Origin of the sequence: Streptomyces sp. NPDC088794 (assembly GCF_044750545.1) — a bacterium.
GTDB lineage: Bacteria > Actinomycetota > Actinomycetes > Streptomycetales > Streptomycetaceae > Streptomyces.
Window position 1 is genome coordinate 693,441 of the sequence record NZ_JBIVKB010000002.1, and the last position, 26,242, is coordinate 719,682.

Genomic DNA, 26,242 nt, shown 5'->3' on the forward strand with positions numbered 1-26,242 from the left:
CACCCGTACGGGCGGGGTTGAGGGGAGCCGGAATCAGCTGGTTCCACAACGGCGCGCGGCCCCGGTGTTCGAGCACCGGGGCCGCTGTCTTGGGCCGTTCCCGTCTATGAGGAGTCCGTCCCATGAAGTACATCGTTGCCGGTCATCAGGCCGTGACTGATTCGGAGTTCGCGGAACTGGCGCTGGGCACCCCAGTTGAGCTGTGGCTCGGGGTCGACGGCGAGAGCAACGAGGAGCGAGCGGCCCGCCTGGACGCGGCCCGCGACATCCTCACCGCCCCCGAGTTCCGCAGCCTGCCCGACGACCTGCTCCGTCTCGCCGCGCAGGTTGTCGAGACCCACCCGGACCTGTTCAACGTGGTCCCGCTCGCCCGCCCCACCCGCCGTTCGGCGCGCAAGGGAGTTGCGGCATGAGCGACGCTCTCACCCTGGACGACCTGTCCGTAGCGCTGCGGGCGCTACGCCTACTCGCCGTCGACTTCGGGCACCTGCCGGCGCCTGCCGTGCGAGTCACGACGATCTGGCCCGACCGTCTGGAACTGGACTTCCATGACGACTTGGCCGGCTTCGAGTCCTGGCGCGAAGCGCTCGGCATCGCCCCGGACGCGGTCACCCATGGGACGCAGAGCGCGGGCCGGACCCGTGTCCTGCGCATGGTGACCGAGTACGGGGGCGCCACGCTGGAGCTGGTCGGCTACGGCCACATTCCCGCCCCTGAGCAGGTTGGGGCGTCGGCCTGATGGCCGCGTGGGGCAAGTGCATCGACCCCACCGGTGCCCGGCACGGCATCCCCACCTTCCCCTGGCGCTGTGCCCCTGACGGGCTGGCCACTAGACGGCAGTTACGGGCCCGTGGCTTGCGCCCCGGTGGTCAGCCGGTCGTGGGGCAGGTGCTCCGGCCGCGGTATCGGCGCGGGCCGCTGGTGGCCTATCTCTACCGGCTCGACCAGGCCAAGCCTGTGCGGCCGATGACGCCGGCGAAGCGCCGCGCGCTGGAGTGCGCGATGCGCGCCCGGCGGACCTGCCCGCAGTGCCGCACCGACGCCGGATACGTCATCCCTGCCTCGCTTGGGGTGTGCGTCCCGTGCGCGTATCCCGAGGACCAGTGCGCCGCCTGACCGGCCTGGTCGGGCGGTATCTCCCTGTGAAGGAGCACGTTGTGAAGCATCCCCCGGAAAGGGCCCTGAGCTGGGGCCAGGTACTCGTACTGGGTGCCGCCGCTTTGCCCATGGTCGGCTTCGGTGGCCTGGGTGCGTGGGGAACCTACTCCAACATCACGTCCGTGTTCCACCGGTCCGCGACCGCGCTGGGTGTGGTCGCCGCGGGTGAGGGTGCCACCCTCGTTCTCGCGCTGACCCTGGTCGGGCTGACCATGCTGGGCCAGTCTTCCCCCGCGGCCGTGCGGCTCGGGTTGTGGACGCTGCCCGCACTGGCCTCCGTGACCGGCGCGGTGATCGCGCCGACCGGAACGGAGTCGGTGGTGTTCGCCTTCACCCCCATGGCCATGTGCGTGGCCGCGGAGGGCATGGGCCTGCTCGCCCGCCGAATCGTGGTGTTTCGCACCGGAGTTGATGCCGAAGCACAGCGCCGCAACGCCGCGGTCATGCAGCACCTCGCCTACCACCGCGCCCGCGCCGCCAACCACCCCAACCAAGACGCCCGGAAGGCTTCGGAGTTGGAGTCGTGGAAGCTCGCGAAGAAGGTCGGCACCGGTGACGCTCTGCTCGGGGCGCACCTGGTCGACGTGCAGCGCGAGCGGATGACGGCCGGCGCGGACGCCGCGCTTGCCGGCATGTTCGCCCTGCCCGTCACACCCCCCGTCACGGCCGTGACGCCCACCCCGCAACCCCCCGCGCTCGCGGCCACGACCGAGGACAGTGTCACGCCCCCCGTGACGGAGGAAGGCACGCAGGTCACACCCCTCCTCCCGGCCGTTCCGCCGCCGCGCGTCACGCCCGTGACGCCGCCGGTCGAACCGCCCGTGACGCTAAAAGAGTTGGCGGCCATAGCCGGGGTACCGACACCGGCTCTCGGGGAGCCACTGACGGACGCACAGCTCGTTGTCGTGCTGCGTCACCTGCGCTACCTGGACGACCCGCCGCTGTCCTACCGCCAGGCCGTCGCCGCGTTCCGCGAAGCCGGCTTCGTCGGCGGCGAGCAGCGGGTGCGCAAAGCGTGGGGCTCACTGATGTCTCACGAGGAAACCGAAGCGTAAGCCGTCTCCGGCACACATCAATGAAGGCCAGCCCACGGCAATTGGGCTGGCCTTCGTCGCGACTGCCGGAGCAGTCGACCGCACCAGTGAAGCAGACCCGGTGAGCACCGGCGAGCGGCACCTTCGCAGACCCGGAGCAGACCCGGCGAGCTGACCACCACCCCCACACGCCACCGCGTCCGGGGTTCAGCACGACGTCTCAAGTCCTGCTCTCTTGAAGGGAACTTCCCTGGTGAACACCTCATCCATCCGCCGCCGCTTCGCGCTGTCGGCGGTTGTCGCCGCGAGTGCGGCTCTGTCCGCCGTGATCGGGGTGCGCCTGTCCGGCTACGGCGTGCCCTCCGCGCTGTTGCTGGCGTGCTGCTTGTCCTGCCTGGCCACCTTCTCCAGTCTGTTCTTCCGTGTGGTGGATGCCTGGTCGACGACCACCCACCACTGCACCGCGGCCGGCTGCGACTTCCAGGTACGCCTGACCCACACCGACGCTGCGGAAAACCGGCGTTGGCAGGAGATCGCCGCCGCCCACCCCGACCACATGGCCGGCTCGGGGAGCGCACTGTGAGCACCGCCGAACCGACCGATGCCGGCCAGCAGCGCGGGCAGGACACGCACTTTTGGGTGTTGTCCGTGGACAAGCCCGGTATGGCCTGTGCCACTCGCACCGGCACCTACACCCCGCCGCCCGGCAGCACCCGGGCGAGCGCCTACCGCGAGATCTACGAGTACGTCACCGCAGGCGACCCGTATCTGCGCGGCGCCACGGTCGTGTTCTTCTCGCTGGAACCCAACCAGCTCTGACCAGCCCGTTTCCCCATGCGCAGGGCCCGGACGCCCTGCCGTCCAAAGCGCGCATCCGGGCCCTGCCTCCCCATAAAGGAGTGCCCCCAGCATGACCGACACCACCACCGAACCGGTAGCCCCGCCGACTGCCACCCCACCCCCGCCAGGACCGTTGCCGCCCGGCGAGCAGGCCACCACCGCGGCCGTTCCCCCGGACCTGGCGCACACCCCCGGCGGAATCCCCGTCCTGCCGCTGGCCCTGTCCGGCACGAACAGCGCGGTCGGCGCTGTCGGCGCCGTCGCCCTGGTCGGCGGCGGACCGATCGCGCTCGCCGTGGCCGCGGGCGGCGCCGCCGTCCTGGGCACCACCGCCGCCCTCCGCGCCCGCCGCCGCAACTCCGGTACGGGCAGGGGCAGTCGACGTGCCACAGGCTCCAACCGGCAGAGCCGCGCGAGCCGCACCACCCGCTCGCCCGCATCCCGCACCGGTGGCTCCTCCGGCCTGTTCGCCGGCGGGCGCGGACACGGAACGGGCGCCAAGTCCCGCAGCCGCAAAGGCGCGTTGGCATCGGGCCTGCGCTCCGGTCGTGGCATGGCGGGCCGCCACACCGGACGTCACACCTCCCGCCCCGGCACTGCACCGACCGGCACGGGCCGTCACGGTGGCGGTGCCGGACGTCTTGGGCAGGTGCGCGCGCTGCGTCAGAAGAGCCGCGCTCAGTCGCCGTCCCGTTCGGCGGCACGACAGCAGACCACCGCCGCACGACGTGCTGTTGCCGACGCCCGCCGCGATGTCCGCACCGCGACCCGTGCGGCCAAGTCGGCTGCCTCGCGCGGCCGGTTGGGTCGGGCGGGTGGCTGGGCGGCGTCCGGCACCCGCGCCCTGGTGAACAAGGCCCGCGCTCTGCGGGACCGGAACACCGCTGGTCAGGTGGATGCCAAGCGTGACCAGGTGCGTAAGGCGCCTGCTCGCCGGAAGGCGCGCTGGGGGCTGTTGAAGTCCGCGGCCCGCTTCCAGGGCCGCCGCCTGCTCGCCGCGCTGGCGGGCGGCGCGGCCGGCGTGCTGGGCTGCCTGACCACCCCGCTCGGCAGGAAGCTCGGCTGGCGAGCGCTGATGCACCCCGGCAGGCGCCTGTACCGGCGCCTGGTGCAAGCGGCGCGCGAGAAGCGTGCCGCTCGCGACGAGCATGTCCGCGCCACTCGCGCCGCGGAAGAGGCCGCCGCCAATGCGGCCGGCACGGGTGAGATCGGTGACCGCGTGCAGCGCCCGACCCACCTCATTCCCGTCATTCCTGGTCAGGAGGCTATTCACATGTCTGGTTTCAAGTTCGAAGAGGCCGCGGCCGAGATGGAGAACGCGGCCCGCACCTACGAGCCCGACGGCAACATGGAAATCCTCACGATGATCGACAACCTGCCCACCGCGCTGCTGTCGGTCGCCAACACCTTCCGCATCCTGGCCGAACGCTCCGACCAAGAATTCGCCTTCGAGAAGGGCGTCGCCGACGCCTTCGACGACATCCACCGCACCCTCCTGAACGCGGTCGACTCCGGCGAAACCCTCGTGCCGCTCTTCCGCGACGTCCACGCCGCGGACATCGCCCGCCACGAGGACCCCCGCAACGGCACCGACGCTGAGAAGGGCTGGAACGTCTAGCCATGACTGCCACCGAGGCCACCATGACCAGCAACAACAGGAAGAGCAGTACGTCGAAGAAGGCTCCCGCTTCCCAGGGTGGTCCGGTGTGGGACTGGGCTGCCGGTCACGGACCCGTGACCGGCGCCCTGTCCGCCACCACCGGCATGTTCGCCGTCGCCACCACCGGCACCGCCACCGGCATGCCCCCAGGGTGGGCACTCGCCGTCGGCACGGCCGGCGCGCTCGGGCACGCCGCCGCCGGTATCCGGCTGCGCAACGCCGGCCGCACGATCGCCGCACGCGCGGCGTCCTGGCTGGTCGGTGCAGGCTGGACGACGTGGGCCATGACGCACGGTCCGCTGACCTGGCAAGCGCTCGGCTCCCTCGCTGTGATCGGTGTCGGGATGGGTACAGCGACCAGGTCGACGAACCTCTACGAAGAGGCCCGCGAAGAGGAAGCGATCGCTGCTGAACAGCGGGCGGTGGCTGCGGAGTTGTCTGCGGAACGCCGCGCGGTCGCAGAGGAGTGGGTGGCGCGGATCGAGCGGATCTGTGGCATCCGGCTGCGGGTGCTCGCCGTCGAGAAGTGGGCCGCGGGAACCGGGTTCACCATCGACGCGGAACTGCCCGGCGGCGCGACCTTCGATCTGATCAGCAAGCGGTCCGCGGCGCTGTCCGCGGATGCGCAGTTGCCGCACGGCTGCACCGTCGCCGCCGGCCCCGGCATCCACCAGGGCCGTGCGCTGATCGATGTGGCCACGGTCAACGTGCTGATGGATGAGCGCACTTACCCCGTCGACTACGCGCCACTGTCGGTGCATTCCGGCATTCCGTGGGGTTACCGCTCCAACGCGGACGAGATCCTGGTCTACCTGCGGGAGCAGTGTGCGCTGATGGTCGGGCCGACCGGATCGGGCAAGACCAACATGGTCCACATCATCCTGGCCGGCTTTGCTCGCGCCACGGATGTGCTGCCGTGGGTGATCGACCTCAACGCCGGTTCGGCAGGCCTGCCCTGGGTTCTGCCTGCTCTCACCCACCAACCCGCCCCGGGCGAGCGTCCGATGCGGCCCGGGGTGGACTGGCTGGCCTCCACCTACGAGGAGGCCACGCTGATGCTCGACACGGCGCTGGCGGTGGCGCGGCACCGCAAGACCGCCTACCAAGATCTGATGCACCGCAACAACACCGACTTGCTGCCGATCAGTCCCGCGATCCCTCAGATTGAGATCCTGATCGACGAGGGTGCGGAGATCCTGGTCAGCAACGACCGGCGTATGCGCAAGCTGGCAGACAAGATCTTGGAAGTCATCCGCATCGCCCGCTCCATGGGCATCCGCACCGTGTTGACCGCGCTCGGTGCCACCGGCAGCGTGCTGGGCAACCTCATGATCCGCCGTGAGGCCAAGGTGCGCGTCGCGCTCACCGGGGGCGAGACCGAGGGCATGGATCTGTCGAAGATGTTCCCCGGCTCCCGTGGCCTGCGTGTCGAGCAAGCCCCGTACAAGGGGGCGGGTTTCATGGGAACACCGGAATCGCCGGCCGCGTTGTTCAAGACGTGGCGGATCCTCCCGCACCAAATCCGGGAGATCGTCGCCGCAACGAGTGAGCGGCATCCTGGGCTCGACTCCGTGTCGGCCGTGGCCGCCGGCGACGCGTACGCGCGCCGCTGGGACGCCGGCCGCATCGCATGGATGGGTAGTCCGCACACCACCCCCGCCGCGCTCGGCAACGAGGGTGGGGAGAGTCGGCAGGGGCTCAACCTGTCTGCTCTGCAGGGTAGTTCGAGTGAAGCGCCCGTTGCGGGAGCAGGCTCGGAGGTGGATCGGCTCGCGGATGCGTTCATGCGCGAGATCGACGAGCACTTTGCCACCGCCCCCGAACCGGAGCGTCCGCGCTCGGAGCGTCCGGGGTTGAACCTGTCCGCGCTGCGCGGCGACGAGCAGGCGCCCGCTGCGGAGGATGTTCCGAGCGTGGGGCCGGACTGGCTGGCGGACGCGATCGCCGCGCTGGCCGATGCCGGCCCGACGGGCATGAAACCGTCCGCCGTCGCCGACCACGTCCGCAGGAGCCGGCAGGCCGTCCGCGACGCGCTCAAGGCCGCTGCCGAGCGGGGGGAGTTGGTCTACCGGGACAACGGACCGCACTCGGTCTACGTCCACCCCGACCACGCCTGACGCTCACACACGGCTACCGGCTACTGGCTAGTGACAACTTGCCACTAGCCAGTAGAACGGCCCTCTACTGGCAACCAGGGGCCTTCAACAGGGCTTTCCGGGTTGCCAGTAGGCACTAGCCGGTAGCCACTACAACCACACACCGTCACCAGCAGGCGCCCGCCCGGAACACCTCCCGGCGGGCGCCCGCATGTCCCCGGCATGCCGGAAGGGAGCACCACATGCACCGCACGGATCCGCCCGGACACCTCGCCCCGCACATCCCCGCCGACGTCTACCACCGCGCCCAAGCCACCGGACAACCCGTCGTCATCGTCGTCCACGACACCGCACCGGCCGGCTTCCCCTGGCAGCGGTTACTCATCCCGCTCGCGATCGCCGGCTCCGCCGCGCTCGGCACGTGGGGCGTGGTCGCCGCACTGTGCTGGCTGATGGACGTCGCCGCACACACCGCCACCGTCATCGCCAGCGTCGCCGGACCCGTCGGCGCCGGCGGCATCACTCTCAAGCTCTTCTCGAAGAAGTGACCCAGAAGGGATCCCTGATGAGTGCTGCTCTGTGGCCCGTCGTGGCCCGCATCGTCGCTGCCCTGAACATCGCCAACGGCACCGGTGAGCACGAGGTGGCGATGCGCCTGATGAAGGTGGTCGAAGAGGCGGGCGAGGCGTCGGCCGCGTACATCGGCATGACCGGCCAAAACCCCCGCAAGGGCGTCAACCACACCCGCGCGGACGTGGCCGATGAGCTGTGCGACGTCATCATCGCCAGCGCGGTTGCCCTGTACGCGTTCACCACCGCGCCGCCCGCCGTCCTGGACGCCAAGTTGCACGCCGCGGTCCGGCGGCTGAACGCCGGACCCTCCTGGCCTCTCCCCGAGGAGTAGGAGGCCACGCGATGACCCTCAGTCGCAACGAGAGTCGTGTCCGGGAGCTGATGTCCGGCGACGTGCTGGACATCAGCCCGTACTGCGGTCCCGGTCCGGCCCACACCGCCGGCGTACGCGTGATCGGCCTTCCCCGGTTCTCCTGCCACGAGGACGTCAAAGTCGACGGGAAGCCCACCAGGGTCGAGCGCTGGCGGATCCCTTCCGTGTGCGTGGTCTGCGAGAAGCCGTACTTCTACACGGCCCCGCCGTGCACGCCGGTCCGTCTCCGCCCGGCCACCCTGCCGGGCAGCTACAGCAACGAACTGCCCTTCTAGCCCTGCGAGATCAGGAGACAAGCATGTCGTTCGGAGAGACCCCCGTGACGCTGGTCGGCAACCTGACCGACGAGCCGGAGTTGAAGTTCACCGAAGGTGGCGCGGCGCTCGCGAAGTTCACCATCGCCGTCACCCCGCGCAGCTTCGACCGCACCGCGAACACGTGGAAGGACGGCACCACCGCGTTCTACCGCTGCGCAGCCTGGCGCACCCTGGCCGAACACGTCGCCGACAGCCTCAAGAAGGGCTCGCGCGTGGTCGCCTCGGGACGGATGCGCCAGCACGACTGGACCAACGAGCAGGGCGAGAAGCGCTCCATGCTCGCCGTCGAAGTCGACGACATCGGCGCCTCCATCCGCTTCACCACCGTGAGCATCAACGCCAAGCCCGCCACCCAGAGCGGTGCTGGCGGCGATGACCCGTGGGCCAAGACCAGTACCGGAGGCGCGGCGGACGCCGAGCCCCCGTTCTAGCTACGCCAAGGGCGACCCCCGCATCTCGCCAAAGAACCGGGGTCGCCCTTGTCAGCCAGTCACCTACCAGGGAACTGGAGACATCCAGCATGACCCAACCCACCGACATCGGACGACTGCTCGCCCTGCCCGAACCCTTCCGAGTGTTGGACGCCTACTCCTGCATCGGCGGCGGCACCGAGGGATACCGCCGCGCGTTCGGCCCCCGCGTCCACATCACCGGCGTCGACATCCAGGCCCAACCCGACTACCGGGGCGACGCCTTCCACCAGGGCGACGCGATCGACTTCATCCGCGCCCACGGCCACGAGTACGACTTCATCCACGCATCCCCGCCCTGCCAGGGAGAGGGTGCTCCCACCAAGGGCACCAACAAGGCACGGAACGCCGCGATCGGCCGCACCTACCCCCGCCTGATCGCCCCCACTCGTGCCGCGTTGGAGGCCACGGGCCGGCCGTACGTGATGGAGAACGTCCCCGGCTCGGAGGTCCGCAAGGACATCCGCCTGTGCGGGGAACAGTTCGGGCTCGGGGTGCTTATGCACCGCTACTTCGAACTCGGAGGCTGGACCACCGCGCAACCGGCGCACCCCAAGCACCGTGGTTACGTGCGCGGTTGGCGCCACGGCGAGTACCGCGAGGGCCCGTACGTCGCCGCGTACGGCGAGGGCGGCGGCAAAGCCACCGTGGACGAGATCCGCGCGGCCAAGGGCATCAACTGGTCTACCGACCACCTGCGTCTACGGGAGGCGTTGCCGCCCGGCTACACGGAGTGGATCGGCCGGGCCTTTCTCGCCGCTGTGCCCGTGCTTGAGCTGGGGGCCGCGGCATGAGCATCGACCTGGTCCGGCTCGGGTTGCTGGCGTGGGCGACGCAGGCCGCTCAACGCGGTTGGCACGTGATCCCGCTCCGGCCGCACGACAAACGCCCGGCCGGCCACGCGGGCAAGTACTGCCCCGGCACCGGACGCTGCACGGACGGGCACAGGACACCCGAGCAGCGCGCTACCACGGATCTTGAACTGCTCATCGTCGCGTGGGCGCGGCAGCCGTACAACGTCGGCATCGCCACCGGCCCGTCCGGGCTGCTGGTGGTCGACCTGGACACGCTCAAGCCCGAAGATCCGAAAGGAGCGCCTGACGGCGCGACTTCCTTTGCAGCGCTCTGCGAGCGCGCCGGACAGGACATGCCGGCGACCCACCGGGTGCGGACCGCGCGCGGTGGGGAGCACCTGTACTTCACCCGACCCCCCAGTGTCCGGCTGCACTCCACTGCCGGACGCCTCGCGAAGAAGATCGACACTCGCGGGTGGGGCGGGTACGTCGTCGCCCCCGGCAGCACCACCCCGGACGGCACGTACGAGGTACTGGACGACCGGCCCCCGGCCGTACTGCCCGACTGGCTGCACGAGTTACTCAAGCCCCGCCCGCGGCCCGTACAGGGCAGTACGGTCGCCGTGACGACCCGCGCGAGCGGGTACGCCGCGGCGGCGCTGCGCGGTGAGGCGCACAACGTGGCCACCGCCGCGGCCGGCACCCGCAACGCCGTGCTGCTGCGGGCCGCGCGGGCTCTGGGTCGGCTGGTCGCGTCCGGCGACCTGGACCGTGGGGATGTCGAGGAGGCTCTTAGTAGGGCGGCATCGGGCAACGCGACCGAGTCCCAGCGCTACTACGACGACGTGATCACGCGTGGTCTGGACTGGTCGATCTCCCACAACAGCTCTGGTGGGAGGGCGGCATGAGCACCCCCCCCCGCCTACTAAGAGCCTCCCCCGCCTCCCCCGAGAGTCGGCCGCTCCACAGGCTGTGGACACGACGGCCGTAGGCGTGCCGAAAGGCGCCGCCCGTAAGGGCGTCCTCACTGCTGTTGGCTCTGACCAGTTCCGCAGCGACCAGGCCCGCCACACCACGCCCGATCCGACGCCGGATCGGCCCGGGATCCGCATCTACGCCCCACTGCTGCACCGTGCGTCGGTGGCTCTGGGACAACTGATCGCGGGAGGCGAACTCGCCGCGCACGAGGTGACCGAATGGCTCGTCACCGCGAGCTGCGGTGTCGGTCAGAGCGAACGCGAAGCACACGGCACCATCGCCTCAGGTCTTCGGATGGGTGCCAAACGGCCCCGGCGGTTGGGTAGTTGAAACGGTTGGCTGCGCCAACCGGCTGCAACATGGAGCGGAGGCATCCCCCCTCCATGTTGCAGCCGTCTTTCCGCCGGTCCTGCTGGACCATGACCCATCGGGAGACCCCCTCCGTGACGACAGATGCCCCTGTGGAGACCGCCTTACTGCTCCAGAGTGCTGCCGCGTCCTTCCAGCCGCTCGCCGGTGAGCCTTCCCCGTTTGGCCCACCGCCCGGCTACCCGCTTTCCGGTCTACAGGTCCCCCTGGCCGGCTACGCCGACGAAGCCGCACTTGCCACGGCCGTTCTTGGACGCCTGACCCCCTGGTTTCGCATCCAGCGCGAGGTCACCGGCACCCACCCCACCGGCAGCCCCTGCCGGATAGACGCCGTCCTCAGGCCGCGTGACGCCCACGTCTGGAAGAACCCCCGTGTAGCGCTCGGAATCGAGTTCAAGGCCTGGGACTCCCATGTCGCAGACGCGAGTAGGAAGGACCGCATCGGCTGGGTAGCTCAGGCCATCGACTACTCCATGGTCGACTGGGATGGCTACGGGCGTCTGCCGATCCTCATGTGCCCCGACCCCTTCGTTCGAAATCGCAACCTCCCTGGCGACGGCGTTGACGACCTGGGCCATTTCATCGACGGCCTTCTCGGCCAGTACAACGTCGGCTACCTAACCCTCTTCAACGGCAGCGGACTCACCATGCTCATGTACGGCATGAACACCATCTGGTACGAGCGCCGCGGCGTCTCCAACGGCAAGAACTGGACCCTGCGTCCCCGCACGGGACACCGCAGGTAGAAGCGCCGCCAGTCCAGCCGTAACCCCTCAAATTCCCGGAGCGACCGCCCCATCTCGCCAAAGACACGCGGTCGCTCCGGTCACCCCTGCCCTCACACAGAGATCAGGAGACATCCAGCATGACCGATCCCGTCCCCTTCGGGCGACCCCAAGCAACGGAGAGCCCTCAACCCTCAGCCGCCAACAGCCCCCGACCCCCGACCGGCGTGAGCGGCCGAAAGAAGGCCGCCCGCAAGGGCGTCCTTTCAGCTCCTGGTTCTGACCCGCACCCGACCGGCCGGCCTCGCCACGACAACGAGGATCCGACGCCGGATCGGCCGGGTATCCGCATCTACGCCCCGCCGATCTACCGCCACCACTACGACGGCGCCCGCTGGTCTAAGCGCTACGGCGTCACCCCCACCGCCGTCTACGCCTGTCCTTGCGGCCAGACCGGCGCCGCCAAAGGACAGGACGCCGTGGCCGACCTGGTCACCGAGCACGAGGCACACAAGAACCTCTGTACCGGTACCCCCACCCTCCGTACCGAAAGGGGGAACGCCGCATGACCAGGCCCCATGCCCTCATCGACGGCGCCGCACTGCTCGACGAGGTGGAAGCCTTCCACCGCCGCTTCAACGTCTTCCCCACCGAAGCCGCATACGTCGCCGTCACCCTTTGGGACGCCCACGCACACCTCATCGACGCGTTCGACGGCACCGCCCGCCTCGCATTCCTCTCCCCCGAACCGGGATCGGGCAAGTCCCGTGCACTGGAGATCGTGGAAACCCTCACCCCGCGCGCGGCAACCACCGTCAACGCGTCCGCGAACGCCCTCTTCCGGCTCGTAGAAGCTGACGGCGGAACCCCGACGCTGCTCTTTGACGAGATCGACACCGTCTTCGGTCCCAAAGCTGGCGGGAACGAAGAGGTCCGCGGGTTCCTCAACTCCGGTTACCGGCGCGGCGCTAAGTCCCTGCGTTGCGTCGGTGACGGCTCGAACCAGAACACGGAGTGGTTCTCCTCGTTTTGCGCGGTCGCCATGGCGGGGCTCGGCTCGCTGCCGGACACGATCCTGACCCGTTCGGTCATCATCCGCATGCGCAAGAAGGCCCCCAACGAGAAGGCCGAGCCCTACCGTCGGCGTGTCCACGAGAAGCAGGGCCACGCGCTGCGCGACCAACTCGCCGACTGGGCCGCTACCGTCCACGACGAAGTGGCCCAAGCCTGGCCCGAGATGCCCGACGGCGTCTCTGACCGGCCCGCCGACGTGTGGGAACCCCTGCTCGCCGTCGCCGACGCGGCCGGCGGACACTGGCCCGAACGCGCCCGCGCCGCCTGCACAGCGCTCATCAAATCCGCAACGGACGGCGACGAAGCCTCCCTCGGGGTACGCCTGCTGACGGACCTGCGCGACCGCGTGTTCTGTGGTGCCGACCGCATGCCCACCGCCGCCATCCTCGAAGTCCTCTTCGGACTTGACGATGCCCCGTGGGCCGACCTGACCGACGACGGCAAAGCACTGACCGCACGGGGCCTGTCCAAGCTCCTGAGCCAGTACGTGCGTCCCGACAACACCCCGATCCGGCCCCGGTCCATCCGCACCGCGCACGGCGTGCCAAAGGGCTACTACGCGGAAGATCTCGCGGACGCGTGGCTGCGCTACTGCCCCCTCCCCCCTGAGAAATCCGCTACATCCGCTACATCCGCTACATCGCAGGTCAACGGGGGTGAATCTGTAGCGGAAGAGCTTCCCGGCATCCGCTACATCACCCCCAAAGCCGCTACCGCCCACCGCACGGCGTAGCGCCACCTATCCGCTACATCCCACCCATCCGCGACACGAACCAGGCCCCTGACCTGCGCTGTAGCGGATGTAGCGGATGTAGCGGATTCCCGAGAGGGGCCGCGCGATCCCGAAAGGGGTGGCGGCGGTCCCTCTCGTTCGTCTGCCCCTCCTGCTGTCTCAAGGAGACCCCGACATGGCCACCCCTTCCCGCCGCCGTCGCGAGCCCAAAGACGAACTGGTGCCGCTCAGCGACGTGCTGGACGAGATCGGCATAACCCGCGCCACCTGGTACCGGTGGCGAAACCGCGGCTACACGCCGGAGGCGCGGCGCACGCCGTCCGGCCGCATTTGTGTGCGCCGAAGTGTCCTGGACACCTTCAAAGAAGAACTGGATGCCGCGTGACTGAGTGGACTTACGACGTCAAGATCTGGGCTATCCGCAAGCGCGATTCGACGCGGAAGCCCTACCAAGTGCGCTGGGGAACGGGCACTCGCCCGCACTCGGAGTCCTTCAAGACATCGGGCCTGGCGGAGAGCCGCCGGGCCCAGCTCATCACGGCCACTCGCGCGGGCGAACCATTCGATGTGGAGAGCGGCCTCCCGAAGTCCTTGCTCGCCAAGGAACGCGACATCTCGTGGTACGAGCATGCCCGCAACTACATCGCCATGAAGTGGGACCACTCCCCCGCGTCCACGCGCCGCACGCTCGCCGAAGCCATGGCGACGGTTACGGCCGCGATGGTGAAGGACACCAAGGGCATGGCGGATCCGCGAGTCGTACGCACTGCCCTTTATAGCTGGGCGTTCAACAAGAACCGCTGGACGAAGGAGCCCCCGGACGAAGTCGTGAAGGTACTCGCCTGGTTCGAGCTGAAGTCCGTGCCCACATCTGCTCTGGCGGACCGCATGCAGGTACGTGCCGCTCTGGACGCGCTGACGAAGAAGCTGGACGGCACGACGGCCGCCGCGAGCGTGATCCGCAGGAAGCGAGCCATTTTCCACAACGCCCTCGGGTATGCCGTAGACGCTGAACTCCTGACGGAGAACCCCCTTCCGCGCGTCCAGTGGAAGGCCCCCGAACAGGTGGAGGAGGAAGTAGACCCGGCGTGCGTGCCGGAACCAGCGCAGGCCGCGAAGCTTCTAACCGCTGTACGGGATCAAAGTCCCCGGGGCCGCCGCCTGATGTCGTTCTTCGGCTGCATGTACTACGCCGCGGCGCGGCCGGCCGAAGTCATCGGTTTGCGGCTCCAGGACTGTGACCTACCGCGCCGCGGGTGGGGGAAGTTGCGGCTCAGAGAGACGCGACCGCGGTCCGGCTCAGCATGGACGGACAGCGGTGAAGCCCACGACAAGCGGGGGTTGAAGCACCGCCCGCGGAAGGCCGTCAGGGAAGTCCCCATCCCGCCGGAGCTGGTCGCCCTGCTCCGGTGGCATGTTACGGCGTACGGGACGGCACCGGACGGGCGGGTGTTCCGTACGCAGCGCGGCGGGCTGATCCAGGACACCGGATACGGCGAGGTCTGGGCTGAGGCTCGAACGCGCGCCCTAACCCCCGCTCAGCACGCGTCGGCACTGGCCAAGCGTCCTTATGACCTTCGTCACGCAGCCGTTTCCACTTGGCTCAGCTCTGGTGTGGAACCTCAGCTCGTGGCGAAGCGAGCCGGCCACAGTGTCGCCGTCCTGTTCCGCGTGTACGCGAAGTTCCTCAGCGACGGAGACGAGGCCGCGAACATCAAGATCTCTGCCCGCCTGGAGGGACGTTCTTAGGGACAGAATCCCCGTCCACGTCTGGGCCACAGAGTTCGAGACGGGACGTTCGAACGCGAGACAGAGCGAGACAGAGGCTCGATCGCCGACACATACGACAAGGGGCCCGTGACCAGCCGAAACGGCTGGTCACGGGCCCCTTGTTTTACGTGTGGCGGCGCCAGGATTCGAACCTGGGAAGGCTGAGCCGGCAGATTTACAGTCTGCTCCCTTTGGCCGCTCGGGCACACCGCCGGGGGTTGCTGCCGTTCGAACCGCTTTTCGGCGGTGCTCGCTGGCAACGACGTAAACAATACCCGATACGGAGGGGTGCTTCGCCACCCGATTGATCTGCGCCCGGGGGACATGGGGTGGCTAGGCTTGTGCGGATGCGGCCCGGATCGACGCCGGGCTCGGCGGCCACCCCCACGCCCGCCGACACGCACCTGACAAGCACCCCGATACAAGGAGCCACAGGACATGGCCGACTCCAGTTTCGACATCGTCTCGAAGGTCGAGCGGCAGGAGGTCGACAACGCCCTCAACCAGACCGCCAAAGAGATCTCGCAGCGCTACGACTTCAAGGGTGTGGGTGCCTCGATCGCGTGGTCCGGCGAGAAGATCCTGATGGAGGCGAACTCCGAGGACCGGGTCAAGGCCATCCTCGACGTCTTCCAGTCCAAGCTGATCAAGCGCGGGATCTCGCTGAAGTCCCTGGACGCGGGTGAGCCCCAGCTCTCCGGCAAGGAGTACAAGCTCTTCGCGTCGATCGAGGAGGGCATCTCCCAGGACAACGCGAAGAAGGTGGCGAAGATCATTCGCGACGAGGGCCCCAAGGGCATCAAGGCCCAGGTTCAGGGCGACGAACTGCGCGTCAGCTCCAAGAGCCGCGACGACCTGCAGACCGTGATCGCCCTGCTGAAGGGCAAGGACTTCGACTTCGCCGTGCAGTTCGTGAACTACCGGTAGATGGCGGCCCGGCTGCTCGGCCGTTGTACGAGGAAGGGTGGGCACCGACGGTGCCCACCCTTCTCGTCTGCCGGCCGCAGTCCAGGGGTGGTGCGGTGTACTCAGTCGCGCGAGTTGCCGAACAGCAGGCGGAAGGCGATCAGGAGGACCAGCGAGCCGCCGATCGCCGCGGCCCAGGTCGCGCCGTCGTAGAAGTCCTTGGAGATCGGGTGGTCCAGCCAACGGGCCGAAATCCAGCCACCGATGAACGCGCCCGCGATCCCTATCAGCGTCGTGCCGATGAAACCGCCCGGGTCGCGGCCCGGCAGCAGGAACTTGGCGATGGCTCCGGCCAACAGCCCCAGAATGATCCAGCTGATGATGGTCATGCCGTGAACCTGCCCTTCCGCGCTGTGCCCGCACTGTCCGGGCACTGTGATTTCGGGCGCGTTTGCTCGTGCCTGGTGCTCATGCTCTGTTGATGGATGGGACGTCTTGACGGCACTTCTCGGTTGCAACTGATCGGTAAGGTTTCGGCCATGACATCGTCCGGTCCGGATCCGTTCGGTTCGAGTTCGCCCAGTTGTGATCCGCCCGAACTGCGGCGCACTCTGGGGGTCGGGGACGCCGTGGTCATCGGGCTCGGTTCGATGATCGGGGCCGGCATCTTCGCCGCCCTCGGGCCCGCGGCACGCGCCGCCGGTTCCGGACTCCTGCTCGGCCTCGCGGTCGCCGCCGTCGTCGCGTACTGCAACGCCACGTCGTCGGCCCGGCTGGCCGCCCGGTATCCGGCCTCGGGTGGCACATACGTGTACGGACGCGAGCGGCTCGGGCCGTTCTGGGGCTATCTCGCGGGCTGGTCGTTCGTGGTCGGCAAGACGGCCTCCTGCGCGGCGATGGCGATCACGGTCGGGGCGTACGTCTGGCCGGGGCAGGCGCATGCCGTGGCGGTCGCGGCCGTGGTGGCGCTGACCGCGGTGAACTACGGCGGCGTCCAGAAGTCCGCCTGGCTGACGCGGGCGATCGTGGCGGTCGTCCTCGCTGTCCTCACTTCCGTGGTGGTCGTGTGTCTGGGGTCGGGCGCCTCCGACGCGGGGCGCCTGGACGTCGGGGTCTCGGGTGGGGTGAGCGGGGTGTTGCAGGCGGGCGGGCTGCTGTTCTTCGCGTTCGCCGGGTACGCGCGCATCGCGACCCTCGGTGAGGAGGTGCGGGATCCGGCGCGCACCATCCCCCGCGCGATTCCGCTCGCCCTGGGCATCGCGCTGGCGGTCTACGTGTGTGTCGCGGTGGCCGTCCTTTCGGTGCTGGGGGCTGACGAACTCGGTCGAGCGGGCGCTCCGCTGGCCGACGCAGTGCGGGCAGCCGGCGTGCCGGGGCTGGTGCCCGTGGTGCGGGTGGGTGCCGCGGTGGCCGCACTTGGGTCGTTGCTCGCGCTCATCCTGGGCGTCTCACGGACGACGCTGGCCATGGCCCGGGACCGGCATCTGCCGAACGCGCTGGCGGCCGTGCACCCGCGCTTTCAAGTGCCGCACCGGGCCGAGCTGGCCGTGGGCGCGGTGGTTGCCGTCCTGGCCGCCACAGTCGACGTGCGGGGCGCGATCGGGTTCTCCTCCTTCGGTGTGCTGGCCTACTACGCCATCGCCAACGCCTCGGCCTGGACGCTCGATTCGGCTCCGACCGCCCGTGCGATGCCGGCGCTGGGACTTGTCGGGTGCGTGGTCCTGGCCTTCTCTCTGCCGGGGGTATCGGTGGTCGTGGGTGCGGGTGTACTGGTCCTGGGGGTGCTGACGTACGGCATGCGGCGGCGGTTGGCCTCGCGATAGGAGTCGGGGGCGAGGGCCTGGAGCCAGTTCGGTCAGGACGCCCGCCCGGCCGTCGTGCGTATGCGGAAGTCGGCCCAAGGAGCCATCTCCAGCTCCTCGTTCATCTCCTCGTACCAGCCGGTCCCGTCGACCCAGGCGCGCAGCCAGTCCGTGAGTTCGGGGGCGTCGATGAACCAGGCGTGGTCGGCCTCGGCGGCGTTCGGCTCGTAGAGGAGGACGGTGGCCTGTGGGGTGTGGCAGTCCACGCAGGCGTACATCGCGCAGCCCCAGTGGGATATCGGCAGGACGCCCTCGGGCCAGGGCCACTCCGGGTCCTTGCGGCCGTCCTTGCGGTTGGCGAGGTACTGCACGACGGCGGCGGGCTCGCCGGCGGGCGGGCTGTCGAGCAGGGGCAACAGGCCGTACTCCGGGCCGAATCCACCGTCCCCTATCCGCAGGTAGAGGTCGGCGAGCAGCGGCGGCAGGGAGAAACCGAGCGTGGCCTCGGCGCGGGCCAGGGTGGCGGCGTCGACGGGCTCGGGCAGGGAAGTCCAGCCCCACGGATGGGTGTTGCGTGCCTTGGCGGCCACCCGTGCCAGCAACTGCTCGTTCTCGGTCATGGGTTCATGATGCAAGGCGGCACTGACAATCGAGCCGGGCTGTGGACAACTACCGGGTTGTGGACAACACGTCGGCCGGGCGAGGGGGCGACCCGATCGTCAACCCCCAACCCGGGCCGTGTGTTCTATGTGCTCAGCGTGCCGCGAACGGCTGGTCCGTCGGCACGATCTCGCGGCCGAGGGGCAGCAGTGAGACCGGGATGAGCTTGAAGTTGGCGATGCCGAACGGGATACCGATGATCGTGATGCAGAGGGCGATGCCGGTGACGATGTGCGCCAGGGCCAGCCACCATCCCGCGAGGATCAGCCACAGCACGTTGCCGATGCAGGAGGGCGCCCCCGCGTCGCGGCGCTCGACCGTCGTGTACCCGAAGGGCCACAGGGCGTAGATGCCGATACGGAAGGCCGCGATGCCGAATGGGATGCCGATGATCGTGATGCAGAGGAGGACGCCCGCTAGCAGGTATCCGAGGAAGAGCCAGAAGCCGCTCAGGACGAGCCAAATGACGTTCAGGATGGTTTTCACTGGGGTCGACCTGCCATCTTCTCGAGACGGGCGATGCGCTCCGCCATCGGCGGATGTGTCGAGAACATCTTGGAGAGTCCCTGGCCTGGGCGGAAGGGGTTCGCGATCATCATGTGGCTCGCCGTCTCGATCCGGGGCTCGGGCGGCAGCGGCAGTTGCTTCGTGCCGGTTTCGAGCTTGCGCAGGGCGCTGGCGAGCGCGAGGGGGTCGCCGGTGAGCTGGGCTCCGGACGCGTCGGCCTCGTACTCCCTGGAACGACTGATGGCCAGTTGGATGACGGTGGCCGCGAGCGGGCCCAGAATCATGATCATCAGCATGCCGAGGATGCCGGGTCCGTCGTCGTCGTTCGAGCGGCCGATCGGGATCAGCCAGGCGAAGTTGACCAGGAACATGATCACGGAGGCGAGTGCGCCGGCGACCGACGAGATGAGGATGTCGCGGTTGTAGACGTGGCTCAGCTCGTGGCCGATGACACCGCGCAGCTCGCGCTCGTCGAGGAGGCGCAGGATGCCGTCCGTGCAGCACACGGCGGCGTTGCGCGGATTGCGGCCGGTCGCGAAGGCGTTCGGTGCTTCCGTCGGCGAGATGTAGAGGCGCGGCATGGGCTGGCGGGCCTGGGTGGAGAGCTCGCGGACCATGCGGTAGAGGGCGGGGGCCTCGAACTCGCTGACCGGGCGGGCGCGCATCGCGCGTAGCGCCAGCTTGTCGCTGTTCCAGTACGCGTACGCGTTCGTGCCCAGTGCTACCAGGACCGCTACGACGAGCCCCATGCGGCCGAAGAAACTGCCGATGACGATGATGAGGGCGGACAGTCCCCCGAGGAGTACTGCGGTCCTTAGCCCGTTGTGCCGGCGGTGCACGGTACGCCCTCCAAATCGCGCAGCAGGGGAACCCTTTGCTTGCTGATCCTGCGTGTTGTCTCCGATGCCACCGGTGCCGTGGTGTCACGTCCAGTGGACCCTCCCTCACTGGTCAACGCCAGGCGGGGGCCTCTAGTTCCCTTGTGCGTGCGGCGCCGGGCGTGGGCCGACCGGGTGATGGCGGCCTCTGCTGCCTGCTTCTGCCCGGAAGAACGCGGTGCCGGTTCTAGAAGAGTGCCGTGTCCGCGAAGCGCAGGACCAGCTGCGGAGCGCCGGAGAGGGCGACGGCGAGGAGGCCGGTGAGGGTGATGGCCGCCGTGAGCGGGGCGGGCAGGCGGTGCTTGACGGGCTCGCCCTCGGGGGAGCGGAAAAGCAGTGCCGTCCACTGGAGGTAGTAGAAGAGGGCGATCACCACGTTGACGGCCATGACCACGGCCAGCCAGCCGAGGCCCGCGTCCACGGCCGCCGCGAACACGGTGACCTTGGCGAAGAGACCGATGATGCCCGGCGGCAGTCCGGCCAGGCAGAGCAGGAAGAAGGCCAGGAGCACGGCGGCAAGGGGGTTCTTGGCGTACAGGCCGCGGTAGTCCGAGATGCGGTTGAGGGCTCGTGTACGGCCCACCAGTGCGGCCACCGCGAAAGCGCCGAGGTTCACGGCGGCGTACATGAGGGCGTAGGCGACCGTGGAGCCGATCGAGTGCTCGGCGTCGTCGGAGTAGGCGGCCGCGGCGATCGGTACGAGGAGGTAGCCGGCCTGGCCGACCGACGACCAGGCGAGGAGGCGTACCGCGCTGTACGCGCGCGTGGCCTGTTGGCGCAGGGCGCCGACGTTGCCGACGGTCATGGTGAGCGCGGCCAGGGCCGCCAGCGCGGGGCCCCAGACGTCGGCGTACGAGGGGAAGGCGACGACGGTGACGAGGATCAGGCCGGAGAAGCCGACCGCCTTGCCGACGACCGAGAGGTAGGCGGCGATCGGCAGGGGCGCTCCCACGTAGGTGTCGGGCACCCAGAAGTGGAAGGGGACGGCCGCGACCTTGAAGGCGAAGCCGACCAGGGTGAGGACGACGCCGGTCTGGGCGAGGGTGTGGAGCTGTCCGTCGACGTGCTGGATGCGGTCGGCGACCTGGGTGAGGTAGAGGGTGCCGGTGGAGGCGTACACGAAGCTGATGCCCATGAGGCTGACGGCGGTCGCGGTGACCGACGACAGGAAGAACTTGAGGGCAGCTTCGGAGGACTTGCGGTCGCCCTGCCGAAGGCCCACGAGAGCGAAGGCGGGCAGGGAGGCGACCTCCAGGGCGACGATCAGGGTCGCGAGGTCGCGAGAGGCCGGGAGCAGGGCGGCTCCGGCGGCCGAGGACAGCAGCAGGAACCAGTACTCCCCTTCGGGGAGTCCCTTGTCGGCGTCCTTGAGGGCCGTGACCGACAGGAGGGCGGCGAGAAGGGCGCCGCCCAGGACCAGGAACTGGATGACCAGGGTGAAGCGGTCCGCGGTGTAGCTGCAGACGTCGGCGTTGCCGTTCAGGCAGAAGGTGGAGCGGTCGCCGTCCAGGAGGGGCAGCAGGAGGAGTGCGGAGGCGGCGAGGCCCACCACCGAGAGCCAGCCGAGGAGCGCCTTCTTCTGTTCGCCGACGAACAGGTCGGCGACAAGGACGACGAGTGCGACGACCGCCGCGAGAGTGGGCGGTGCGATGGCGAGCCAGTCGACGGACTGGACGAGGTTCGCGGCCAACGGCTGGACCGGGCTGCTCATCGGGTGCCTCCTGCGAGGAGCTGCTGCACGGCCGGGTCGGTGAGGCCGAGGAGGGCCTTGGGCCACAGCCCGGCGACGACGGTGAGGACGACGAGCGGGGCCCAGGCCGCGAACTCGTAGGACTGCACGTCGGCGAGTCGCGGGGCTTCCTGCGGTACGGCGCCCATGCAGACGCGGCGGACCACGACGAGCATGTACGCGGCGGTGAGGAGCGTGCCGAAGGCCGCGATCGCCATGAAGGTGAGGAACACCGGGCGGCTGAGGTCGGCGGCAGGCTTGAAGGCACCGAACAGTGCCAGCATCTCGCCCCAGAATCCCGCCAGTCCGGGCAGACCGAGCGAGGCGACCGCGCCGAAGGCGAGCAGGCCGCCGAGGCGCGGGGCCTTGCCGTACAGCGCGGCGCCGGTCTCCGCGGCGAGGGTGTCGAGGTCGGTGCTGCCGGTCCGGTCCTTGAGCGCGCCGACCAGGAAGAAGAGGAGGCCGGTGATGAGGCCGTGGGCGATGTTGGCGAACAGGGCGCCGTTCACGCCGGTCGGGGTCATGGTCGAGATGCCGAGCAGGACGAAGCCCATGTGGCCGACGGAAGAGTAGGCGATGAGGCGCTTGAGGTCGCCCTTGGCGCCCTGTCTGGCGAGGGCCAGGCAGGCCAGGGATCCGTAGATGATCCCGACGACGGCGAAGGCGGCGAGGTAGGGCGCGAAAGTGCGGAAGCCGTCGGGGGCGATCGGCAGCAGAATTCGAACGAACCCGTACGTACCCATCTTGAGCATGACACCGGCCAGCAGGACCGAGCCGACGGTCGGGGCCGCGGTGTGGGCGTCGGGCAGCCAGCTGTGCAGCGGCCACATCGGCGTCTTGACCGCGAGCCCGATCCCGATCGCCAAAACGGCGATGACCTGCACGGATGTGCTCAGCGACCGACCGTTGTCAGTGGCGAGTGCCACCATGTCGAATGTGCCCGCCTTGATCCCGATCAGGAGCAGGCCGAGCAGCATGACGACCGAACCGAGCAGTGTGTAGAGGATGAACCGCCAGGCGGCCCGGGTCCTGTCCGCGCCGCCCCAGCGGGCGATGAGGAAGTACATCGGGACGAGGACCATCTCGAACGCGAGGAAGAACAGCAGCAGATCGAGGACGGCGAAGCTCGCGAGGGTGCCGGACTCGAGGACGAGCACCAGCGCGACGAAGGCCTTCGGGGTCGGGCCCGCGGGCATCTTGAAGTAGGAGTAGAGCGCGCAGAGGAAGGTCAGCAGCGCGGTCAGGACCAGAAGGGGGAGGGAGATGCCGTCGATGCCGAGGTGGATCCGCACGTCGAGTGCGGGGATCCAGCTGATGTCGGTCGTGGCCTGCATCTTCGACGGGTGGTCATGGTCGAAGCCGAGCGCGAGGACGATCGCGGCGATGAGCACCGCGCCGGTCACGGTCACGCCGTGCCGCAGCACGGCCTGTTCGGGCGACTTCCCCTTCAGTCCGGGCGGGGCGGGCAGCAGAGCGGCGACGGCGCCCAGGAGCGGCGCGACGACGACGAACGCCAGAAGGAACTGCATCACGGACTCGCTGATATCGATCACGCCTGCTCACGCTCCCGTGGCGACTAGGAGGGCGGCGACCGCCAGGACGACGGTGCCGGCGAGCAGCGCGCTCACATAGGTCTGCGTATTGCCGGTCTGGGCACGCCGTACGGCCGACCCGAGCAGGCGGGGCAGGGTGCCCGCACCGCGTACGTAGGTCTCGACGACCTCGCGGTCGAGGAACCGGACGAGACTCGCGCCGGCCAGGACCGGGCGGACGAAGAGGGCCGCGTACACGGCGTCCAGGTGGAAGCCGACGGCCGCGTGCCGGTGCAGCGGGCCGAGCAGCATCCGTCCGGGATCCGCCGGGTCGGGTGCTGAGGCCACGTCCCCGTACGCGGGCGCGTGGCTGGCGATCGCCTCGGCCTCGACGAGTCCGGCGTCGCCGTCCGGGTGGGCGGCGACCGCGCCCAGCGGGACATGGGCCGCGAGTGCGCTGGTGTGCCGCCAGACGGCGTAGGTGACGATGCCGCCGACCAGGGCCACGCCCGTGCCGAGCACGGAGGTGGTGAGGGTCGGGGTGAGGTCGCGGCCGTCGAACCAGCCGGGCAGCGAGCGGTAGGCGATTCCGCCGAGGGCGAGGGACGGGACGGCGAGCACCCACAGCACCACGGTCATGGTGCGGGGTTGGCGGCCGTGGTCGGGGGCTTCGGCGCCGTGTCCGCGGAAGGCGAGCAGCCACAGGCGGGTGGCGTAGGCCGCGGTGAGCAGGGCCGTGAGCAGGCCGGCGACGAGCACGGTCCAGCCCGCCGCGCCGGGGGCGTGCTCGGTGTGGCCGGTGGCGACGTGTTCGGCGGCGCCGAGGACGGACTCCTTGGAGAAGAAGCCGCTGAAGGGCGGGATCGCGGCGAGCGCGAGGAGCGCCACGGTCATCGTCCAGAAGGCGTCGGGGACGCGGTCGCGCAGGTTGCCCATGCGGGACATGGCGGCCAGCGAGTTGGTGCCGGCGGCGTGGATGATCACGCCGGCCGCGAGGAACAGCAGCGCCTTGAAGGCGCCGTGGGACAGGAGGTGGAAGACGGCGGCACCGCGGTCGCCGACGGCCAGGGCTCCGGTCATGTAGCCGAGTTGACCGATCGTCGAGTACGCGAGGACGCGCTTGATGTCGTCCTGGGCGAGCGCGGCGAGACCCGAGCCGACCATCGTGACGGAGGCCATCACGGCGAGGACGACCATCGCGGCCTGCGAGGCCTCGAACACCGGGAGGAGACGGGCCACGAAGTACACACCGGCGGCGACCATCGTCGCGGCGTGGATCAGCGCCGAGACCGGGGTCGGGCCGGCCATCGCGTCGGGGAGCCAGGTGTGCAGCGGGAACTGTGCCGACTTGCCCGCGACGCCGGCCAGGAGCAGCAGGGCGATCAGGGTCGGGTGGTCGAGTCCGCCGCTCGCGACCGTGCCGAGGACCTTGGTGATCCGGAAGGAGCCGGCGTCGGTGGCGAGGGCGAACAGGCCGATGAGGAAGGGAACGTCACCGAGCTTGGTCACCAGGAAGGCCTTGATGGAGGCGGCGCGGGCCTCCGGGGTCTCCCAGTAGTGGCCGACCAGGAAGTACGAGCAGATGCCCATGATCTCCCAGCCGACCAGCAGCACGATCAGGTCGCCGGAGTAGACGACGAGCAGCATCGCGGAGGTGAAGAGGGAGACGAGGGCGGCGTAGGAGGGGTAGCGCGCGTCGTCCCGCAGGTAGCCGGTCGAGTAGATCTGCACGCACGACGCGACGAAGGCGACCAGTACGGCGACGAGAGCGGCGAAGCCGTCGATGTGCAGGGCGAGTTCGATCGGGACCGAGCCGGTGGGCGTGAGCTCCGTGGCGGAGTCGACGGCCCGGTCGCCGCCCTGGCGCACCGCGACCAGCACGGCGAGCACGAGGGAGGTGAGGGGCGGCAGGATCGCCAGCGGGCGGACGAACCCGGCGGCCGTGCGACCCAGGAGCAGGCCCGCCGCCGCGCCCAGGAACGGCAGGAGGGGGACGAGGACGGCGAGGTTGGTCGTGGTCACGCGGTGGCCTCAGCCTTCCCGGCCCGACCGGCCGACCCGGCCGTGCGGACGTCACTGTCGGAACCGTCGGAGTCCCAGCCGTCGGAGTCGGAACCCCCGGGAGCCGGCCCATCGGATTCCGGTCCGTCGGACTCGTGGCCCTCGGCGGTGTCGCGGAGCCGGTCGATGTCCGAGGTGCCGCGGTTGCGGTAGACGGCGAGGACGATCGCCAGGCCGATGCCGATCTCCGCGGCGGCGATGGCGATGGTGAACAGGGTCAGGGCCTGTCCGGAGTGCAGGGTGTCCCGGGCGGTCCTGCTGAGCCAGACGTCGAAGGCGACGAGGTTCAGGTTGACGGCGTTGAGCATCAGCTCGACCGACATCAGGACGAGGATCGCGTTGCGGCGGGCGAGGACGCCGTAGATGCCCGTGCAGAAGAGAAGAGCGGCGAGGACAGCCGGATAGGCGAGGTGCATCAGCGGGCGCCTTCCTGCCTGGCCGGGTTGGTTCCTTCAACCGAGCCGGTTCTCTCGACCGAGCCGGTGCCCTCAACCGGGCTGGTTCCCGATTCCGGCCCATTTCCCTCGATCGGGTTATTCCGGGAATCCGGGACAGATGGGGAACTCTCCGTGATCGCCCGGGAGTTCACAGGGGGAGAACTCGACTCCGCCTTCGCCTTGCGGGACAGGACGATCGCGCCGACCAGGGCCGCGAGGAGAAGGACGGAGAGAGCCTCGAAGGGGAGCACCCAGTTCTGGAACAGGCTCGCTCCGGTGACGGCGGTGGTGCCGGCGGCCGGGCCGTCCAGATCGATCCAGGTGGCGCGGAAAGCGTCGACGACGACCCAGACCAGGGCGGCCGCCGCGGCGACGGCCACGGTGAGGGCGGCCCAGCGGTTGCCGGAATCGGCGTCCGGGGAGCGGCCGATGGGGGCCTTGGTGAGCATCAGACCGAACAGAAGGAGGACGACGACGGAACCGACATAGATGAGGACCTGCACCCAGGCGATGAACTCGGCGGTGAGCAGGAGGTATTCGACGGCGAGACCACCGAGGGTGACCACCAGCCACAGGGCGGCGTGCACCAGCTGCCGGGTGGTGACGCTGACGAGGGCGGCGCCGAAGGTGACCAGGCCGACGAGGAGGAACGCGACCTCGACGCCGGTCGGGGAGAGGAAGCCGTGCGTTTCGGCGGCGGTGGTGGTGAGCGTGGGGTGCGCGGCGGTGGCGGGCACGGACAGGGCGTGCACCGCGGTGGCGGCGG

At 69.6% G+C, this 26,242-nt stretch carries 31 protein-coding genes and 1 tRNA gene; 22 read left to right on the forward strand and 10 right to left on the reverse strand.

Annotation, left to right across the window (positions count from 1 at the left end):
* Positions 1–122: 122 nt before the first annotated feature.
* The 20 genes from ACIP6U_RS07800 to ACIP6U_RS07895 all read left to right on the forward strand — a co-directional run bounded on the left by ACIP6U_RS07800 (position 123) and on the right by ACIP6U_RS07895 (position 14,943).
* Positions 123–413: a hypothetical protein gene (locus tag ACIP6U_RS07800; RefSeq protein ID WP_401714086.1), complete on the forward strand. Its 291-nt coding sequence runs from the start codon at positions 123–125 to the stop codon at positions 411–413.
* Positions 410–739: a hypothetical protein gene (locus ACIP6U_RS07805; protein ID WP_401714088.1), complete on the forward strand. Its 330-nt coding sequence runs from the start codon at positions 410–412 to the stop codon at positions 737–739. The genes ACIP6U_RS07800 and ACIP6U_RS07805 overlap by 4 nt, the downstream gene beginning before the upstream one ends.
* Positions 739–1,116: an RRQRL motif-containing zinc-binding protein gene (locus ACIP6U_RS07810; protein WP_401714090.1), complete on the forward strand. Its 378-nt coding sequence runs from the start codon at positions 739–741 to the stop codon at positions 1,114–1,116. The genes ACIP6U_RS07805 and ACIP6U_RS07810 overlap by 1 nt, the downstream gene beginning before the upstream one ends.
* A gap of 41 nt (positions 1,117–1,157) precedes the next feature.
* Positions 1,158–2,213 (forward strand): hypothetical protein, encoded by a 1,056-nt coding sequence (locus ACIP6U_RS07815; RefSeq protein WP_401714092.1) that lies wholly within the window; start codon positions 1,158–1,160, stop codon positions 2,211–2,213.
* A 232-nt stretch (positions 2,214–2,445) separates the two neighbouring features.
* A complete protein-coding gene (locus ACIP6U_RS07820) occupies positions 2,446–2,775 on the forward strand; it encodes a hypothetical protein (protein ID WP_401714094.1) in 330 nt (109 codons plus the stop codon).
* Positions 2,772–3,011 (forward strand): hypothetical protein, encoded by a 240-nt coding sequence (locus ACIP6U_RS07825; RefSeq protein ID WP_401714096.1) that lies wholly within the window; start codon positions 2,772–2,774, stop codon positions 3,009–3,011. The genes ACIP6U_RS07820 and ACIP6U_RS07825 overlap by 4 nt, the downstream gene beginning before the upstream one ends.
* Before the next feature lie 91 nt (positions 3,012–3,102).
* Positions 3,103–4,650, forward strand: a complete 1,548-nt coding sequence (locus ACIP6U_RS07830) for a hypothetical protein (RefSeq protein ID WP_401714098.1) — start codon at positions 3,103–3,105, stop codon at positions 4,648–4,650.
* Positions 4,651–4,673: 23 nt separating this feature from the next.
* A complete protein-coding gene (locus ACIP6U_RS07835) occupies positions 4,674–6,809 on the forward strand; it encodes a hypothetical protein (RefSeq protein ID WP_401714432.1) in 2,136 nt (711 codons plus the stop codon).
* Positions 6,810–7,030: 221 nt separating this feature from the next.
* Positions 7,031–7,336 carry a hypothetical protein gene (locus ACIP6U_RS07840; protein WP_401714100.1) on the forward strand — a complete coding sequence of 102 codons (306 nt, stop codon included), beginning with the start codon at positions 7,031–7,033 and terminating at the stop codon, positions 7,334–7,336.
* A gap of 17 nt (positions 7,337–7,353) precedes the next feature.
* The gene (locus ACIP6U_RS07845; RefSeq protein WP_401714102.1) at positions 7,354–7,692 is read left to right on the forward strand and encodes a MazG-like family protein; all 339 of its coding nucleotides are present in this window, start codon (positions 7,354–7,356) and stop codon (positions 7,690–7,692) included.
* A gap of 11 nt (positions 7,693–7,703) precedes the next feature.
* Positions 7,704–8,009 (forward strand): hypothetical protein, encoded by a 306-nt coding sequence (locus ACIP6U_RS07850; RefSeq protein ID WP_401714104.1) that lies wholly within the window; start codon positions 7,704–7,706, stop codon positions 8,007–8,009.
* 23 nt (positions 8,010–8,032) lie between these two features.
* Positions 8,033–8,482: a single-stranded DNA-binding protein gene (ssb, locus tag ACIP6U_RS07855; protein WP_401714106.1), complete on the forward strand. Its 450-nt coding sequence runs from the start codon at positions 8,033–8,035 to the stop codon at positions 8,480–8,482.
* An 89-nt stretch (positions 8,483–8,571) separates the two neighbouring features.
* Complete coding sequence (locus ACIP6U_RS07860; RefSeq protein ID WP_401714108.1) at positions 8,572–9,315, forward strand: DNA methylase; 744 nt, start codon at positions 8,572–8,574, stop codon at positions 9,313–9,315.
* Positions 9,312–10,223 carry a bifunctional DNA primase/polymerase gene (locus ACIP6U_RS07865; protein WP_401714110.1) on the forward strand — a complete coding sequence of 304 codons (912 nt, stop codon included), beginning with the start codon at positions 9,312–9,314 and terminating at the stop codon, positions 10,221–10,223. Before ACIP6U_RS07860 ends, ACIP6U_RS07865 begins: the two co-directional genes overlap by 4 nt.
* A 64-nt stretch (positions 10,224–10,287) precedes the next feature.
* Complete coding sequence (locus ACIP6U_RS07870; RefSeq protein WP_401714112.1) at positions 10,288–10,623, forward strand: hypothetical protein; 336 nt, start codon at positions 10,288–10,290, stop codon at positions 10,621–10,623.
* Between the two features lie 113 nt (positions 10,624–10,736).
* Positions 10,737–11,408, forward strand: coding sequence for a hypothetical protein (locus ACIP6U_RS07875; protein ID WP_401714114.1), 672 nt, complete (start codon positions 10,737–10,739; stop codon positions 11,406–11,408).
* A gap of 206 nt (positions 11,409–11,614) precedes the next feature.
* A complete protein-coding gene (locus ACIP6U_RS07880; protein WP_401714115.1) occupies positions 11,615–11,956 on the forward strand; it encodes a hypothetical protein in 342 nt (113 codons plus the stop codon).
* Positions 11,953–13,194, forward strand: a complete 1,242-nt coding sequence (locus ACIP6U_RS07885) for a DUF3631 domain-containing protein (protein ID WP_401714117.1) — start codon at positions 11,953–11,955, stop codon at positions 13,192–13,194. The genes ACIP6U_RS07880 and ACIP6U_RS07885 overlap by 4 nt, the downstream gene beginning before the upstream one ends.
* Before the next feature lie 175 nt (positions 13,195–13,369).
* Positions 13,370–13,579 carry an excisionase gene (locus ACIP6U_RS07890; RefSeq protein WP_280878513.1) on the forward strand — a complete coding sequence of 70 codons (210 nt, stop codon included), beginning with the start codon at positions 13,370–13,372 and terminating at the stop codon, positions 13,577–13,579.
* On the forward strand, positions 13,576–14,943 hold the full coding sequence (locus tag ACIP6U_RS07895) for a tyrosine-type recombinase/integrase (protein ID WP_401714119.1): 1,368 nt from the start codon (positions 13,576–13,578) through the stop codon (positions 14,941–14,943). The genes ACIP6U_RS07890 and ACIP6U_RS07895 overlap by 4 nt, the downstream gene beginning before the upstream one ends.
* A 152-nt stretch (positions 14,944–15,095) precedes the next feature.
* On the opposite strand, the gene ACIP6U_RS07900 is transcribed toward ACIP6U_RS07895, so the two are convergent.
* A tRNA-Tyr gene (locus ACIP6U_RS07900) sits at positions 15,096–15,177 on the reverse strand.
* Between the two features lie 225 nt (positions 15,178–15,402).
* Between ACIP6U_RS07900 and ACIP6U_RS07905 the strand changes: the two genes are divergently transcribed.
* Complete coding sequence (locus ACIP6U_RS07905; protein ID WP_401714121.1) at positions 15,403–15,891, forward strand: YajQ family cyclic di-GMP-binding protein; 489 nt, start codon at positions 15,403–15,405, stop codon at positions 15,889–15,891.
* A 101-nt stretch (positions 15,892–15,992) separates the two neighbouring features.
* On the opposite strand, the gene ACIP6U_RS07910 is transcribed toward ACIP6U_RS07905, so the two are convergent.
* Positions 15,993–16,259, reverse strand: coding sequence for a GlsB/YeaQ/YmgE family stress response membrane protein (locus ACIP6U_RS07910; protein ID WP_123998348.1), 267 nt, complete (start codon positions 16,257–16,259; stop codon positions 15,993–15,995).
* Positions 16,260–16,409: 150 nt separating this feature from the next.
* Between ACIP6U_RS07910 and ACIP6U_RS07915 the strand changes: the two genes are divergently transcribed.
* Positions 16,410–17,693 (forward strand): APC family permease, encoded by a 1,284-nt coding sequence (locus ACIP6U_RS07915; protein WP_401714123.1) that lies wholly within the window; start codon positions 16,410–16,412, stop codon positions 17,691–17,693.
* A gap of 32 nt (positions 17,694–17,725) precedes the next feature.
* On the opposite strand, the gene ACIP6U_RS07920 is transcribed toward ACIP6U_RS07915, so the two are convergent.
* From ACIP6U_RS07920 to ACIP6U_RS07955, 8 genes are all read right to left on the reverse strand, one after another.
* Entirely contained in the window at positions 17,726–18,292 is a 567-nt protein-coding gene (locus ACIP6U_RS07920) for an SMI1/KNR4 family protein (protein WP_401714125.1), read from the reverse strand.
* A 133-nt stretch (positions 18,293–18,425) separates the two neighbouring features.
* The gene (locus tag ACIP6U_RS07925) at positions 18,426–18,818 is read right to left on the reverse strand and encodes a YccF domain-containing protein (RefSeq protein ID WP_401714127.1); all 393 of its coding nucleotides are present in this window, start codon (positions 18,816–18,818) and stop codon (positions 18,426–18,428) included.
* Complete coding sequence (gene htpX, locus ACIP6U_RS07930) at positions 18,815–19,678, reverse strand: zinc metalloprotease HtpX (RefSeq protein WP_401714129.1); 864 nt, start codon at positions 19,676–19,678, stop codon at positions 18,815–18,817. The genes ACIP6U_RS07925 and htpX overlap by 4 nt, the downstream gene beginning before the upstream one ends.
* Positions 19,679–19,904: 226 nt before the next feature.
* Positions 19,905–21,428, reverse strand: a complete 1,524-nt coding sequence (locus ACIP6U_RS07935) for an NADH-quinone oxidoreductase subunit N (RefSeq protein ID WP_401714131.1) — start codon at positions 21,426–21,428, stop codon at positions 19,905–19,907.
* Positions 21,425–22,999, reverse strand: coding sequence for an NADH-quinone oxidoreductase subunit M (locus ACIP6U_RS07940; RefSeq protein ID WP_401714133.1), 1,575 nt, complete (start codon positions 22,997–22,999; stop codon positions 21,425–21,427). Before ACIP6U_RS07940 ends, ACIP6U_RS07935 begins: the two co-directional genes overlap by 4 nt.
* 6 nt (positions 23,000–23,005) lie before the next feature.
* Positions 23,006–25,000 carry an NADH-quinone oxidoreductase subunit L gene (locus tag ACIP6U_RS07945; RefSeq protein WP_401714135.1) on the reverse strand — a complete coding sequence of 665 codons (1,995 nt, stop codon included), beginning with the start codon at positions 24,998–25,000 and terminating at the stop codon, positions 23,006–23,008.
* Complete coding sequence (nuoK, locus tag ACIP6U_RS07950; protein ID WP_401714137.1) at positions 24,997–25,455, reverse strand: NADH-quinone oxidoreductase subunit NuoK; 459 nt, start codon at positions 25,453–25,455, stop codon at positions 24,997–24,999. Before nuoK ends, ACIP6U_RS07945 begins: the two co-directional genes overlap by 4 nt.
* A complete protein-coding gene (locus ACIP6U_RS07955; protein WP_401714433.1) occupies positions 25,455–26,219 on the reverse strand; it encodes an NADH-quinone oxidoreductase subunit J in 765 nt (254 codons plus the stop codon). The genes nuoK and ACIP6U_RS07955 overlap by 1 nt, the downstream gene beginning before the upstream one ends.
* Between the last annotated feature and the right edge of the window lie 23 nt (positions 26,220–26,242).